This is a genomic window from Streptomyces sp. NPDC050617 (assembly GCF_040654795.1).
Lineage (GTDB): Bacteria > Actinomycetota > Actinomycetes > Streptomycetales > Streptomycetaceae > Streptomyces.
Genome location: NZ_JBFAIS010000009.1, coordinates 175,235 through 190,729, shown reverse-complemented (window position 1 = coordinate 190,729; position 15,495 = coordinate 175,235). Strand labels below are relative to the sequence as shown.

Sequence of the window (15,495 nt, the reverse complement as noted above, 5' to 3'; positions counted from 1 at the left end):
GAAAGGCGTACGCCCCCGGACCGCGCGTGTGCGGCCGGGGGCGCGCGTGGCGTTCGCGGTCACGGCTTCTGGAACCCCGCCGCCCGCAGCAGCTTCTGCGACTCGTCGGTGTTCAGCCACTTCACGAAGGAGGCGGCGTCGGAGCTGTGCTTGGAGCCCTTGAGGACCGCCGCCGGGTAGGAGGCGATGGCGTTCTGGTCGTCGGGCACGTCGACGGTGGCGACCTTCTTGCCCGCCACGGCGGCGTCGGTGGCGTACACGATCCCCGCGTCGGCCTCGCCCAGCTCGACCTTGGTGAGGACGGCGCGGACGTTGGGCTCCTGGGAGGCCGGCTTCACGGCGATGTGCTGCTTGTCGAGGACCTTCTTGCTGTAGCGGCCGACGGGCACCTGGGGTGCGGCGAGCACGACCTTGAGGTCGCTCTTGGCGAGGTCGGAGAGGCCCTTGACCTTCTTCGGGTTGCCCTTGCCGGTGACGATGGTCAGCCGGTTCTTGGCGATGACGGAGGGGGTCTCCGTGTCGGACTTGAGCCCGTCCATGGTCTTGGTGTCGGCGGTGACGAGCGCGTCGGCGGGCACCCCCTGCCGCACCTGCGAGGCCAGTTCCTGCGACCCGGCGTAGGAGAACTTCACCTTGACGCCCGGATGCTCCTTCTCGTACGCGGCGCCCGCCTGCTTGAAGACGTCGGTGAGGGAGGCCGCGGCGAGAACGGTGAGCGTGGTGTTCTTCTTGCCGTCGCCCGAGGCCCCGGAGTCCTTCTTGTCGTCGCTGCCGCAGGCCGCGACGAGCGGTACGAGCAGGGCGGCGGCCAGGGCGGGGAGCGCCGCGCGGCGTACGAGGGGGCGGGCGGCGCGGGGCATACGGGACGCGGGGGAGGTGCGGGACATCGAAACTCCAGAAGCCGGGTGATCAGGCGCGGTCGATATGGACATTGGTGGACTTCACACGGGCCACGGCCTCCATGCCGACGGCCAGCCCCAGCTCCTCGACCGCCTCGCGGGTGAGGAGGGAGACGAGCCGGTGCGGCCCGGCCTGGATCTCCACCTGGGCGGCGACGTCGCCGAGCTTGACGGCGGTGATGATGCCGGGGAAGGCGTTGCGGACGCTGGTGTACCCGGAGTCCTCGCTGTCGGAACTGTTCGCGTCCGCCGCGAGCGCCACGGAGAAGGCCGCCAGGTCGGTGCCCTCGATGAGGCGCTTGCCGAACTCATCCCGCCGCGTCGGAATCCGCTCGGCGTCGGCCCAGCGCCGGACGGTATCGGGACTGACGCCGAGGAGGCGTGCCGCCTGGCCGATTGTGTAGGACCGCATGTGCGGCACCGTATGGCTATTCATCCCGCAGATGCAAGGTAAATCGGATAAAGACACTGGCAAATGCGGGGTAGGGGTGCGTGTGCCCGCCCGCTGCGGGCAGCAGCGCTCCATCAAGCCCCGCCGGCGATCGCGGGCATACGAAAACGGGCCGGCGCGGTCACCCGCACCAGCCCGTCCCGCGATCGAGAACACCCCGGCCGCGCCGGCTAAATGGCTCCCTTGCGTGTGAGATACGTGAACGAGATCCACCCCGGAATCACCGGCAGCCAGAACACCATCAGCCGGAACACCAGCACCGCCGACAGCGCGGCATCCGCCGGCATCCCCGCCAGCGTCAGCGCCGACGTCAGCGCGATCTCGACCGCGCCCACACCCCCCGGCGTCGGCGCGGCGGAGCCGATCGCGTTGGCGGTGAGGAAGACCACCGCCGTACTGGCATAGCTCAGGTCCCCGCCGAAGGCGCGCGTCGCGGCGTCCAGGCACATCACGTTGGCCGCCGTCAGCAGCAGCATCCCGCCGATGCCCGACGCCAGCTTCTGCGGCCGCTGGAGCACGTCCAGCATGCGCGGGACCACGCCCGCGAACAGCGACCGCACCCGCGTCACGACGAACTTCCGCAGGAACGGCACGGCGGTGACGACGAGCACGAGGACCGCCGCCGTGAGCAGCCCGCCGATCACGGTCCGGGACGGCGACAGGGACGAGGCGCGCTCCGTGCCGGTCACATACCCGAAGGAGAGCAGCAGCAGGATGTGGCAGACCATGCCGAACAGCTGCGACGCCCCGACGCTCGCCACCGCCAGCCCCGGCCGCACCCCGGCGCGCTGGAGGAAGCGCGTATTGAGGGCGACGCCGCCGACCGCGGCGGGCGCGACCAGCTTCACGAACGAGCTCGCGACCTGCGCCACGACCGTACGGCGGAAGGAGACCTTCTCCGGTACGAACCCCAGCAGGCTCATCGCGGCGGCGACCTGCGTCAGCGCGGAGAAGAACACGGCGACCGCCACCCACACCCAGTTGGCGTTGCTGACGATGTCGCCGATCGGGGTGTTGGTGAGCTGCGAGAGCAGGAAGTACGCGGCCAGCGTGCCCGCCATGAAGGTGAACAGCGTGCGCGGCTTGATCCGCTCCAGCCGTACCGGCTCTATGGCCGCCTGCGGGCGGATCAGCAGCACCTGCTGGCGGATCCGCGAGAGCAGGTCCTCCTCGCGGGCGTCCTCGGCGACCTCGTCGAGCGCACGCTTCTCCGCCTGCCGCTCGGCCCTGGCCGCCTTGCGGTCGCTGCCGCCGTCGGCCGCGCCGCCGGTCCTGGCCTTGGCCATGCTGACGGCCCTGGCCGCCCCGGCGGTGGCCCCGGAGCGCTGCCCGTCGGCGGCCCCGGCGCCCTCACCGGCCCCGCCCTCTTCGACCGGCCCGGCCGCTTCCTCGGCCTCGGCCGCCCGCGCCTCCTCCGCCGCCTGCGCGGCCTTGGCCGCCTTACGGGCCTGCGCTGCCTCCAGCACCGCCTCCCGCTCGCGCTGCGAGCGCTCCCGCGCCAGCTGGCGCAGTGTGGCGCGGCTGATGCGGGTCAGCGCCAGCGGCTGGAGCAGCGGCAGGCTGTCGGCGATGGCGTCCGGGCCGAGCACGTCGACGGCGGCGGCCACCGACCGCTCGGCCCCGACCCGCAGGCCCAGCGTGGTCAGCAGCTGCGCGATGTCCATGCGCAGCACCAGATCGCCCGCGGCGATCTCGCCGCCGCTCAGATCGGTGAGCACGACATTGCCGGAACGATCCACCAGGAGGGCATCGCCGTCCAGCCGCCGGTGCGCGATGCGCCGCGACTGGAGGAACTTCAGCTGCTTCCAGGCGCCCGCCAGCAGCTCGTCGGTGATCTCCTCGTCCGGCAGCGAGTCGAGGGTGTGGCCGCCGATGTGCTCGTACACGAGCATGACCGCGTCCGGGCCGAGCTCGGAGGTCGCGATCAGCTTGGGCGCGTTGGCGCCGGCGGCGATGGCCGCGTACGCGAGCAGCGCCTCCTGCTCCAGCGCCTGACGCAGCGACTGGAGGCTGCGGCGCTGGGTGAAGCCGCGCAGCGCGAGCCGCTGCCAGACGCGGTAGAAGAAGCCCTGCGCCTGCTGCTCGCGGTCGACGACGGTCACGTCGAGCGGCGGGCCGTCCTCCAGGGTGACGATGTAGCGGCGGCCGCGGTCGTGGTGGCTCGCGTGGTCGCCGTCCGGGACGTCCTCCGAGCGCAGCGCGGTCACCGGCTTGAAGCCGACGCGGCGCAGCCCGGCGAGGAGGTTCTGGCCGGTGGGCCGTACGTTCGGGGAGCCGACGGCGTACAGCGTCCCGTAGGCGACGGTCCAGCCGATCAGCACGGTGACGGCGATCGAGAACGGCGTGGTGTAGCCGCCGACCAGCACCGCGAAGGCGTCCAGCAGCAGCACGGCCCACATCGCGACGCGCCAGCGCGGCCGGCGCGACATGCCGACGGCCGTCATATAGGCGATCACGGGGGCGAGATAGCCGTGCACGGGGTCGGTGACGCCGCCGCTCGGCGCGGCGCGCGTGAGCGCGTCGCTGATCGTCTCGGGGGCGGCGCGGGCCACCCAGAGATCGGTGGCCAGTGAGACGCCGTGCGCGAGGACGGCGGCGAGCACGCCGTCGGCGATCCGCAGCCCGTCGCGCTTGATGAGCCGCTCCATGGCGAACGCCACGGGGACGATGAAGACGGCGATATTGGCCGTCAGCCCCGCGAAGTCGGCCAGCAGCTGCGGCGCCTTGCCGGTGGAGTCGCCGATGTCCTTTTCCAGGCCGGCGGTGGTGCTGTGGGCGAACGCGGCGAGCGCGAGCACCAGCGCCAGACCGAGGATGCCGAGGAAGAGCCGGACCAGGTCGGAGGGGCGGTGCACCCGGGCGGGCAGCAGCGGCTCGTCACCGGAGACCCGGTCGATATGGGCCTCCTCACCCTCGCAGCGGTGCTCGTCGGAGGCGTGCGACCCGTCGGAGCAGGGCAGCACTTCGCGGGCGCGCTCCCCCTCGGGAGGCTGCGCGCCCTGCTGCTCGTCCGTTTCTTCTTGATCTCGTATCACCAGTCACCGCCCGGAAGATGGTGGCATGGCCACGCCGTACAGGGGGGCATCAGGGTGCATTTCGGGGGCGCGGAACCGAGATCGTACGCTCCGTCGTGCATCGGGACACCCACAGTGATCGCATCCGCGGGCGAGCTGGGCGGCTGTCGGTGGGGTGCGGCAGGATGGGTCGGATGAGCGAGTACGTACGGGCGGCCGACGAACTCCCCGAGTACGCGGAGCGGGTGCTGGCGGTCGCCGAGGAGATCCCGGCCGGCCGCGTGATGACCTATGGGGACGTCGCCGAATGGCTCGGCGAGGGCGGCCCCCGCCAGGTGGGACGCGTGATGGCGCTCTACGGGGGCGCCGTGCCGTGGTGGCGCGTGGTCCGCGCGGACGGCGCCATGCTGCCCGGCAGCGAGCTGCGGGCGCTGGGCCACTACCGCGACGAGGCCACCCCGCTGCGCACCGCGCCGCGCTCGGCCGAGGGGCACGTGCCGCGGATCGACATGAGGCGTGCCCGCTGGGACGGGGGCGTCGCCGACGACGGCGGTACGGACGGCGGCCGGGGCGGCGCTACAGGCGACGGGCGGGACGGCGATGGCCCGTACGGCGGCCGGGGCCCCGAGGCGGGCGGCGGCCGGGATCGTGCAACCGAAGCGGGCGGTGGCCGGCCTGGGGCTCCCGAGGCGGGCGGCGGCCGAGGCGGCGGCGAAGGTACTCCTCACGTATGACAGCTTCCGCCACCCGGAGGGCGCGAACGCGCATCGGAGCCCGTACGGAGTACGGGCCCGATCCCGTTGCCGCCCGCTGAGCCGAACGGGTGAGGCGGCCGCACCGGACCGGCGGCTCCGGGGACGCCCTGCGCCCCACGCGCCCACTGGCGTAGCGTCGGGAACTGCCCTCACCCCCCGGCCACCACCCGGCACGTACGGCCGCAAGGCACCCAGCACACCCACCAGGACCGGCGATCCACGTGAGCTCCTCCTTCTCGTCCCGCTCGTCGCACCCGCAGGTGCGACCGCCATCGGGCGGCTACCGCCTGGTGCGCGCCCGGCCGGGACCCGTGGCCCCTCCTGAGCTGGACGCACGGCAGCGCGCGGTGGTTGACCACCCCGGCGGCCCGCTGCTCGTCCTCGCCGGGCCCGGCACCGGCAAGACCACCACCCTCGTCGAGGCCGTCGCCGAGCGCGTACGGCGGGGCGGCGAACCGGAGCGCGTCCTCGTCCTCACCTTCAGCCGCAAGGCGGCCGTCGAACTGCGCGACCGGATGGCGGCCCGGCTCGGCCCCGGCGCGACGGGCCCGCAGGCCACGACCTTCCACTCGTACTGCTACGCCCTGGTCCGCGCCCACCAGGACGCCGACCTCTTCGCCGACCCGCTGCGGCTGCTGTCCGGCCCCGAACAGGACGTCGCCGTGCGAGAGCTGCTCGCCGGGCAGGCCGAGCTGGAGCGCGCGGGGCGCGGGGGCGTGCGCTGGCCCGACGAGCTGCGCGCGTGCCTGACCACGCGCGGGTTCGCCGACGAGGTGCGCGCCGTCCTCGCGCGCAGCCGCGAGCTGGGGCTGGGCCCCGGCGCGCTCGGCGACTTCGCGCGCCGTACGGGCCGCCCGGACTGGGGCGCGGCGGCGGCCTTCCTGGCGGAGTACCTGGACGTGCTGGACGCGCGCGGCGTCCTCGACTACGCGGAACTCGTCCACCGGGCGGTGCTGCTGGCCGAGCGGCCCGAGACGGCCGCGGAGCTGGCCGCCCGCTACGACGCGGTCTATGTGGACGAGTACCAGGACACGGACGCGGCCCAGCTGCGGCTGCTGCGCGCCCTGGCGGGCGACGGCCGGACCCTCGTCGCCTTCGGCGACCCGGACCAGTCGATCTACGCCTTCCGCGGCGGCGACGTCAACGGCATCCTCGACTTCCCCGACGCCTTTCCGCGAACGGACGGCTCCCCGGCGCCCGTCGAGGTCCTCACCACCTCCCGCCGCTCCGGCGCGGACCTGCTGGCCGCCACCCGGCTCATCACCCGCCGTATGCCCCTCACCCGCCTCCCGGCCGCCGCCGTACGCGCCCACCGCGACCTCACGGCCGTACGACCAGGGGGCCGGGTCGACGCCCTCACCTTCCCGACCCCCGGCGCCGAACTCGACAACATCGCCGACATCCTCCGCAGGGCGCATCTGGAGGACGGCATCCCCTGGACCGACATGGCCGTCCTCGTGCGCGCCGGAGCCCGCTCCCTCCCCGGCGTGCGCCGCGCCCTCACCTCGGCGGGCGTCCCGGTCGAGGTCGACGGCGACGACATACCCCTGCGCCACGAGCCGGCGGTCGGCCCGCTGCTCACGGCCCTGCGGGCGGCGGCGGAGGCCGCGCTGGGGGAGCGGGAGGGGACGGAAGGGCTGGACGGGCCGGAAGGGTCGGAAGGCGCGTACGGGCCGGGGGATGCGCTCTCCGCGGGAGCTGTTCCGGCCGACGAGGCCGCCCCGGAGGCGGACGCCCCGGCCCCCGCCCCCTTGGACGTCGAGACGGCGCTCACCCTCCTCGGCTCGCCCCTCGGCGGCATGGACGCCGCCGATCTGCGGCGGCTGGGGCGCGCGCTGCGCGAGGAGGAGCGGGCGGCGGGCGAGGGCGTACCGCGGCCTTCGGACGTGCTGATAGCCGAGGCGCTCGCCGAGCCGGAGCGCCTCGTGGCGCACGACCCGGCGTACGCGCGGGGCGCGCGGATTCTCGGCGAGCTGCTGCGCAAGACCCGCGAGCTGCTCGCCGGTGGCGGCACCGCCGAACAGGCGCTCTGGGAGCTGTGGTCCGGCACGTCCTGGCCGGACCGTCTGGAGCGGGCGGCCCGCAGGGGCGGCCCCGGCGGGCGGAACGCCGATCGCGACCTGGACGCGGTGTGCGCGCTCTTCGAGACCGCCGCGCGCGCCGAGGAGCGCACCGGCGGCCGGGGCGCGCTCAACTTCCTCGACGAGCTGGACGCGCAGGACATCGCCGCGGACACCCTCGCCGGCCGGTCCGTGCGCCCGGAGGCCGTACGGCTGATGACCGCGCACCGCTCCAAGGGCCTGCAATGGCGGCTGGTCGTCGTCGCGGGCGTACAGGAGGGGCTCTGGCCCGACCCGCGGCGGCGCGGCTCCCTGCTGGAGGCCGACCGGATCGGCCGCGACGGGCTCGCCGAGCCCCTGCCGCCGGGCGCACTCCTCGCCGAGGAGCGCCGGCTGTTCTACGTGGCGGCCACGCGCGCGCGCGAGCGCCTCGTCGTCACCGCGGTCAAGGCCGCGGCGGACGACGGCGACCAGCCCTCCCGCTTCCTCAACGAGCTCGGAACCGAGCCCGTGGACGTCACGCAGCGCCCGCGCCGCCCCCTCGCCGTCGCCGCGCTCGTCGCCGAGCTGCGGGCCACCACCGTCGACCCCGGAGCCTCGGACGCGCTGCGGGCCACCGCCGCCCAGCGGCTCGCCCGGCTCGCGGCGTTGCACGACGACGAGGGGCAGCCGCTCGTACCGGCGGCCCACCCGTACCGCTGGTGGGGCCTGAACGAACCGACGCACAGCGCGGTGCCGCTGCGCGACCGCGACCGCCCCGTCGCGCTCTCCGGGTCCGCCCTGGACCAGCTCGTCAACACCTGCTCCCTCCAGTGGTTCCTCGGCCGCGAGGTGAAGGCCGACGCACCGGCCACCGCCGCGCAGGGGTTCGGCAACGTCGTGCACGTACTGGCCGACGAGGTGGCCTCCGGGCGCACCCCCGCCGATCTCGCGGTCCTCATGGAGCGCCTCGACTCGGTCTGGGACGCGCTCGCCTTCGAGGCCCCCTGGAAATCGCGCCAGGAGAAGGAGAACGCGCGCGCCGCCCTGGACCGCTTCCTGCGCTGGCACGTCATGGAGCGCGGCCGCTCGACCGTCGCCACGGAGCACGATTTCGACGTCACCCTCAAAACCGACGCCTATATGGTGCGCATCCGCGGCTCCATGGACCGCGTGGAAGCGGACGCCCACGGGCGCGCCTACGTGGTCGACTTCAAGACCGGCAAGGCCGCCGTCACCGCGAACGACGTAGCCCGCCACCCGCAGCTCGCCGCCTACCAGCTGGCGGTGCGCGAAGGCGCGGTCGACGACCTGTTCGGCGGGGTGCGCCCCGAGGACGGCGGCGCGGAGCTGGTGCAGCTGCGCCAGGGCGCGGCGAAGAAGGACGGCGGCGACGCGCTGCCCAAGGTGCAGGCCCAGGAGCCCCCCGAAGGGGAGTGGGTGAGCGACCTGCTGGCCACCGCCGCGGGCCGCGTACTCGACGAGCGCTTCGCCCCCCGTCCCGGCCAGCACTGCGCCCGCTGCTCCTTCCGCGGCTCCTGCACCGCCCGCCCGGAGGGGCAGCACATCGTCGAGTGACGTACGGCACGGCCGGGCGGCCGGGGCGCTGCCGGAGGCGGACGGGGCCGCGGGTGATTGTCAGAGGGGCCCGTTAGCCTCACTGGAGTGGCAGCACGCATCACCGATCCCGAGCAGCTCAAGGAGCTCCTCGGCATCCCGTTCACCCCGGAGCAGACGGCCTGCATCACCGCGCCGCCCGCCCCGCAGGTCATCGTGGCCGGAGCCGGGTCCGGCAAGACCACGGTGATGGCCGCGCGCGTCGTCTGGCTGGTCGGCACCGGCCAGGTCGCCCCCGAGCAGGTGCTGGGCCTCACCTTCACCAACAAGGCGGCCGGCGAACTGTCCGAGCGGGTCCGCAAGGCCCTCGTCGAAGCCGGCGTCACCGACCCGGAGCCCGCCGACCCCGACGAGGCGCCCGGCGATCCGCAGATCTCCACGTACCACGCGTTCGCCGGCCGGCTCCTCAAGGAACACGGCCTGCGCATCGGCCTGGAGCCCACCGCCCGGCTGCTCGCCGACGCCACCCGCTTCCAGCTCGCCGCCCGCGTCCTGCGCACCTCGCCCGGCCCCTACCCGGCGCTCACCCGCTCCTTCAGCGACCTCGTCGCCGACCTCCTCGCCCTCGACGGCGAGCTCTCCGAGCACCTGGTGGACCCCGAGCGGCTGCGCGCGCACGACACCGCGCTGCTGCGCACCCTCGAAGGCGCCAAGCTCAGCAACCCGGATCTGCGCAAGGCCCCCGACGCCGCCCGCGCCCGCCTCGAACTCCTCGACCTGATCGGCGGGTACCGCAAGGAGAAGCGCGACCGCGACCTCATCGACTTCGGCGACCAGATCGCCCTGTCCGCGCGGCTCGCGCAGGAGCGGCCCGAGGTCGGCCGCCTCCTCCGCGAGCAGTTCGCGGTCGTCCTCCTCGACGAGTACCAGGACACCTCCGTGGCCCAGCGGCTGCTGCTCTCCGGCCTGTTCGGGGGCGGCACGGGCCACGCCGTCACCGCGGTCGGCGACCCCTGCCAGGCCATCTACGGATGGCGCGGCGCCTCCGTGGCCAACCTCGACGACTTCCCGGCCCACTTCCCGTACGCGGACGGCAGCCCCGCGCGGCGCTTCGCGCTCAGCGAGAACCGCCGCAGCGGCGGCCGCCTCCTCGACCTCGCCAACCGCCTCGCCGCCCCGCTGCGCGCCCGCCACGAGGGCGTGGAGGCGCTGCGCCCCGCCCCCGGAGCCGAGCGCGACGGCCTCGTACGGTGCGCGCTGCTGCCCACCCACGCCGAGGAGCTGACCTGGCTCGCCGACTCCATCGCCCACCTGGTGCGCACCGGCGCCCGGCCCGGCGGCATCGCCGTGCTGTGCCGCACGGCCGGCGACTTCGCGCGCGTCCAGGGCGAACTGGTCGAGCGGGACATCCCGGTCGAGGTCGTCGGCCTCTCCGGGCTGCTCCACCTCCCGGAGATCGCCGACCTCGTCGCCGTCTGCGAGGTCCTCCAGGACCCGACGGCCAACGCCGCGCTCGTCCGGCTGCTGACCGGGCCGCGCTGGCGCATCGGCCCCCGCGACCTGGCGCTGCTGGGCCGCCGCGCCCGTACGCTCGTGCCCTACGGCGGCGGGGAGAGCGACCCGGACCGCCGGCTGGCCGAGGCCGTCGAGGGCGTCGACCCGGCCGAGACGGTCTCCCTGGCCGACGCCCTCGACACGTTCCTGGCGGCCGACGCGTCCGCCCCGGACGACGGGCTTCCGTTCTCCGCCGAGGCCAGGGTGCGCTTCGCCCGGCTCGCCGCCGAACTGCGCGACCTGCGCCGCTCGCTGGCCGACCCGCTCATGGACGTCCTGCACCGGGTGCTGGCCGCCACCGGCCTGGAGGTCGAGCTCTCCGCCTCCCCGCACGCGCTGGCCGCCCGCCGCCGCGAGACCCTGTCGAGCTTCCTCGACATCGCGGCGAGCTTCGCCGCCCTGGGCGGCGAGATCACGCTGTCGGCCTTCCTGGGCTTCCTGCGCACCGCCGAGCAGTACGAGAAGGGCCTCGACAGCTCCCTCCCCGGAGGGGAGGACACCGTCAAGGTGCTCACCGCCCACAAGTCCAAGGGACTTGAGTGGGACGTCGTCGCCGTCCCCGGGCTGGTCGGCAAGCAGTTCCCCAGCGAGCAGTCCCGCGAGTCCTGGACGGCCCAGGCCAAGGTGCTGCCGCACGCGCTGCGCGGCGACGCGGGCACGCTGCCGGACATCGGGGCGTGGGACGCCAAGGGGATGGCCGCCTTCAAGGCGGCCATGAAGGCCCACCAGGAGACCGAGGAACTCCGCCTCGGCTACGTCACCTTCACCCGCCCCCGCTCCCTGCTGCTCGGCTCCGGCCACTGGTGGGGCCCCTCCCAGAAGAAGCCGCGGGGCCCCTCCGCCTTCCTGGAGGCCCTGCGCGAGCACTGCGAGGCGGGTTACGGCGAGATCGAGGCGTGGGCCGACGCCCCGGAGAAGGACGCCGAGAACCCCGTGCTCGCCGCGGCGGAGGCGGACCGCGCGTGGCCGCTGCCCCTGGACCCGGAGGCCCTCGCCCGCCGCCGCGCCGCCGCCGACGCCGTCATGGCCCACCTGGACCGCATGGCGGGGTCCCCTGGCGGGCAGACCGCGCACGAGCGCGGGGACGGCCCGTATCCGCACACCGCGTCCCCGGACGCCGACCAGGAGGCCACTCCGCCGCCCCCGGACGACGAGCCCCTGTACGACCCTGCGTACGAGCCGCTTCCTGACGACGAGCCGTTCCCCGGCGACGAGCCGCTGCACGAGCCGCCGGACGACGATCCGTACGTTCCGCGCCCCGCCGACGAGGGCGTCGGCCTCTGGGACGACTGGCCGACGGCCGAGCGGCCCGGAGGACACCCGCCCGAGGCACCGGAGACGGCGTCCTCCGCGGCTCCCGCGGCCTCCTCCCTGCCGGGGCCCCGCCACGGCCCTGAAGCCGGTACGGGCGCTCGTACCGGCCCCGGTCACGCCGCCCGTACCCGCCCCGCGGAAAGCGTTGTAGCGGCGCACTCCGCGACCGGCCGGGACGCGTCACCCGCGCGCGAGCACCCCGCCCCCGTCGGCGAGGCGGCCGGGGAGACGGACGCCCGGCCGGTGCTCCCCCCTGACGCCGCCGATGCCGCCCTGCCGCCCGAGGAGCAGCGCCTCGCGGACTCCTGGGACCGGGACCTCGACGCGCTCGCCGGGGAGCTGCGGCGCACCCGCGCGGCTGTCCGGGACGTCCCCCTGCCGACCGCGCTGAGCGCCTCGCAGCTGCTGCGGCTCGCCGCCGACCCCGAGGGCTTCGCGCGCGAACTGGCCCGCCCCATGCCGCGCCCGCCGCAGCCGGCGGCCCGGCGCGGCACGCGGTTCCACGCCTGGGTGGAGTCCCGGTTCGATGCCCTGCCGCTCCCGCTGCTCGGCCCGGACGAACTGCCCGGCGGCGCCGACGACGAGCCCGAGATCGCCGACGAACGCGACCTGACCGCCCTCAAGGAAGCCTTCGAGCGCACCCCGTACGCCCGCCTCACCCCCTGGCAGGCCGAGGTGCCGGTCCAGCTGACCCTCGCGGGCCGGGTGATCCGCGGCCGGATCGACGCCGTGTACCGCGAGAGCGGCCCCGGCGGCGACACCTACGAGATCGTCGACTGGAAGACCGGCCACGGCCGCGACGGGGACCCCCTCCAGCTCGCGATCTACCGGCTCGCCTGGGCCGAGCGGCACGGACTGCCGCTGTCGTCCGTATCCGCGGCCTTCCTGTACGTACGCAGCGGCGAGGTCGTCCGGCCCGCCGGGCTGCCGGACCGCCCGGCCCTCGAACGGCTCCTCCTGGGCCCGTCCGGCGGCGAGGAAACCCGGTAATGGGCACGGTCCGCAGGCGGATAGGGTCGATGTCATGAGCAACACCCCGGACAGTGCCGTCCGCACCTTCCTCGACGGTCACCGCCCCGCCTTCCTCGACGATCTCGCCGAGTGGCTGCGCATCCCCTCCGTCTCGGCCGACCCCGGCCACGCCGGGGACGTGCGCCGCAGCGCCGAATGGCTGGCCGCGAAGCTGACCGCGACGGGCTTCACGACCGCCGAGATCTGGGAGACGGCCGGCGCGCCCGCGGTCTTCGCCGAGTGGCCCTCCGGCGACCCGGAGGCCCCCACGGTCCTCGTGTACGGGCACCACGACGTGCAGCCCGCCGCCCGCGAGGACGGCTGGCACACCGACCCCTTCGAGCCCGTCGTCAAGGAAGGCCGGCTGTACGCGCGCGGCGCCGCCGACGACAAGGGGCAGGTGTTCTTCCACACCCTGGGCGTGCGGGCCCACCTCGCGGCCACCGGCCGCACCACGCCCGCCGTCAATCTCAAGCTCCTCATCGAGGGCGAGGAGGAGTCGGGCTCCCCGCACTTCCCCGACCTGATCCGCGACCGCGCCGACCGCCTCGCCTGCGACACCGTGATCGTCTCCGACACCGGCATGTGGTCGGAGGACACCCCGACGGTCTGCACCGGCATGCGCGGCCTCACCGACTGCCAGGTCGACCTCTACGGACCGGACCAGGACATCCACTCCGGCTCCTTCGGCGGCGCGGTGCCCAACCCCGCCACCGAGGCCGCCCGGCTGGCCGCCGCGCTCCACGACGACGACCGCAAGGTCACCGTTCCGGGCTTCTACGACGGCGTCGTGGAGCTGACCGACCGCGAGCGCGAACTCTTCGCCGAGCTGCCCTTCGACGAGTCGCGGTGGCTGCGCACCGCGCACTCCCACGCCACCGTCGGCGAGGCCGGGCACACCACCCTGGAGCGGATCTGGGCGCGGCCCACCGCCGAGGTCAACGGCATCAGCGGCGGCTACCAGGGGCCCGGCGGCAAGACCATCGTGCCGTCGAGCGCCCAGCTGAAGCTGTCGTTCCGGCTGGTCGCCGGCCAGGACGGGGAGAAGATCCAGCAGAGCGTGCGCGAGTGGATCGCCGCGCGCCTGCCGGCCGGCGTCCGCCACGAGATCACCTTCTGGGGCGCCACCCGCCCTTGTCTGACGCCGCTCGACCACCCCGCGCTCCAGTCCGTCGTACGGGCCATGGGGCGGGCCTTCGGGCAGCGGATCCGCTTCACGCGCGAGGGCGGCTCGGGCCCGGCCGCCGACCTCCAGGACGTGCTTGGCGTCCCGGTGCTCTTCCTCGGCATCTCCGTGCCGTCGGACGGCTGGCACGCGCCGAACGAGAAGGTCGAACTGGACCTCCTCATGAAGGGCGTCGAGACGGCCGCGTACCTCTGGGGCGACCTCGCCGAGAGCTGGCCCACCGAGAGCTGAAGCGCAAGCACCCGCTTCAGCGCACGCCCAGTCGTAAACCACCCGTTCGCAGGGGGAGTTGGAAGCAGCCGTGACCACCACCGATCGCACCGACAGCCGGCCCATCACGCTCAGCATGGCGAGCGGCATCGACCGCGCCGCGCACCACCGGCTCGACGAGGCGTGGCTGGCCGCGGCCTGGAGCCACCCCACGACGCGGGTCTTCGTGGTCTCCGGCGGCCAGGCCCTGGTCGACGACACCCCCGACGGCCGCACCGAACTCGTCATGACCCCGGCCTTCGAGGCCCCCGTCACCGAGACGCACCGCTACTTCCTCGGCGAGGACGAGGACGGCGTGCGCTACTTCGCGCTCCAGAAGGACGCGCTGCCCGGCCGCATGGACCAGTCCGCGCGCCCGGCGGGCCTGCGCGAGGCGGGGCTGCTGCTGTCGCCGCGGGACGCGGGGCTCCTGGTGCACGCGGTGGCGCTGGAGAACTGGCAGCGGCTGCACCGCTTCTGCTCGCGCTGCGGCGAGCGCACCGTCGTGGCCGCCGCCGGGCACATCCGGCGCTGCCCGGCGTGCGGCGCCGAGCACTACCCGCGCACCGACCCCGCCGTGATCATGCTGGTGACGGACGAGGAGGACCGGGCGCTGCTCGGCCGCCAGATGCACTGGCCGGAGGGGCGCTTCTCGACCCTCGCGGGGTTCGTCGAGCCGGGGGAGTCGATCGAGCAGGCCGTGCGGCGCGAGGTCGCCGAGGAGGCCGGCGTGGTGGTGGGCGACGTCGAGTACATCGCCAGCCAGCCCTGGCCCTTCCCGTCCAGCCTGATGCTCGGGTTCATGGCGCGGGCCACGTCCTCGGACATCCAGGTGGACGGCGAGGAGATCCACGAGGCCCGCTGGTTCTCGCGGGACGACCTGCGGGCGGCGTTCGACTCCGGGGAGGTCCTGCCGCCCACGGGCATCTCGATCGCGGCCCGGCTCATCGAGCTCTGGTACGGGAAGCCGCTGCCGCAGTCCTGAGCCGCCCCGCAGACACACGCGAGGGCCCGGATCCGCGCGGATCCGGGCCCTCACATGTCGGACGCTCAGGCGGCGAGAGCCTGCTTGACCTGGGCCAGGCTGGGGTTGGTCATGACCGACTCGGTGCCGGAGTCCGCCACCACGAGCAGCGTCGGCACGGTCTGGTTGCCGCCGTTCGCCTTCTCCACGAAAGCCGCGGAGTCGGCGTCGTGCTCGATGTTGACCTCGGTGTACGCGATTCCCTCGCGGTCCATCTGGCCCTTCAGCCGGCGGCAGTAGCCGCACCAGGTGGTGCTGTACATCGTCACAGTGCCCGACATCAGTCCTCGCGCTCCTTCGTGCTGGCGTGATTGCGGTGGTAGAACGCGCGACCGACGCCGACCATTCCCGGCCCCGGCCCCGGCCCCGGCCCCGGCCCCGGCCCCGGCCCCGGCCCCGGCCCCGGCCCCAGCCCCGATCCGGGACGGGCCGGCATTAGTAC

The 15,495-nt window shown here is 74.6% G+C and carries 9 protein-coding genes; 5 read left to right on the top strand and 4 right to left on the bottom strand.

All coding sequences use genetic code 11. The annotated features are described in order from the left end of the window. Window positions 1-59: 59 nt before the first annotated feature. The 3 genes from modA to AB0I49_RS15085 all read right to left on the bottom strand — a co-directional run bounded on the left by modA (window position 60) and on the right by AB0I49_RS15085 (window position 4,385). The gene (gene modA, locus AB0I49_RS15095; RefSeq protein ID WP_363227474.1) at window positions 60-860 is read right to left on the bottom strand and encodes a molybdate ABC transporter substrate-binding protein; all 801 of its coding nucleotides are present in this window, start codon (window positions 858-860) and stop codon (window positions 60-62) included. A 49-nt stretch (window positions 861-909) separates the two neighbouring features. Beyond that, entirely contained in the window at window positions 910-1,311 is a 402-nt protein-coding gene (locus AB0I49_RS15090; protein WP_363227376.1) for a helix-turn-helix transcriptional regulator, read from the bottom strand. A 209-nt stretch (window positions 1,312-1,520) separates the two neighbouring features. Next, window positions 1,521-4,385, bottom strand: coding sequence for a lysylphosphatidylglycerol synthase transmembrane domain-containing protein (locus tag AB0I49_RS15085; protein WP_363227375.1), 2,865 nt, complete (start codon window positions 4,383-4,385; stop codon window positions 1,521-1,523). A 164-nt stretch (window positions 4,386-4,549) separates the two neighbouring features. On the opposite strand from AB0I49_RS15085, the gene AB0I49_RS15080 reads away from it, so the two are divergent. The 5 genes from AB0I49_RS15080 (at window position 4,550) to nudC (ending at window position 15,014) form a co-directional block, all read left to right on the top strand. Next, window positions 4,550-5,098, top strand: coding sequence for an MGMT family protein (locus tag AB0I49_RS15080; protein WP_363227374.1), 549 nt, complete (start codon window positions 4,550-4,552; stop codon window positions 5,096-5,098). Window positions 5,099-5,340: 242 nt separating this feature from the next. Next, window positions 5,341-8,736, top strand: coding sequence for an ATP-dependent DNA helicase (locus AB0I49_RS15075; protein WP_363227373.1), 3,396 nt, complete (start codon window positions 5,341-5,343; stop codon window positions 8,734-8,736). A gap of 87 nt (window positions 8,737-8,823) precedes the next feature. Next, entirely contained in the window at window positions 8,824-12,573 is a 3,750-nt protein-coding gene (locus AB0I49_RS15070; protein WP_363227372.1) for a UvrD-helicase domain-containing protein, read from the top strand. A gap of 34 nt (window positions 12,574-12,607) precedes the next feature. After that, complete coding sequence (locus tag AB0I49_RS15065; protein WP_363227371.1) at window positions 12,608-14,011, top strand: dipeptidase; 1,404 nt, start codon at window positions 12,608-12,610, stop codon at window positions 14,009-14,011. Window positions 14,012-14,126: 115 nt separating this feature from the next. Continuing rightward, window positions 14,127-15,014: an NAD(+) diphosphatase gene (gene nudC, locus AB0I49_RS15060; RefSeq protein WP_363227473.1), complete on the top strand. Its 888-nt coding sequence runs from the start codon at window positions 14,127-14,129 to the stop codon at window positions 15,012-15,014. Window positions 15,015-15,079: 65 nt separating this feature from the next. Here nudC and AB0I49_RS15055 read toward each other — a convergent pair whose 3' ends face one another. After that, window positions 15,080-15,334 carry a mycoredoxin gene (locus AB0I49_RS15055; protein ID WP_363227369.1) on the bottom strand — a complete coding sequence of 85 codons (255 nt, stop codon included), beginning with the start codon at window positions 15,332-15,334 and terminating at the stop codon, window positions 15,080-15,082. Between the last annotated feature and the right edge of the window lie 161 nt (window positions 15,335-15,495).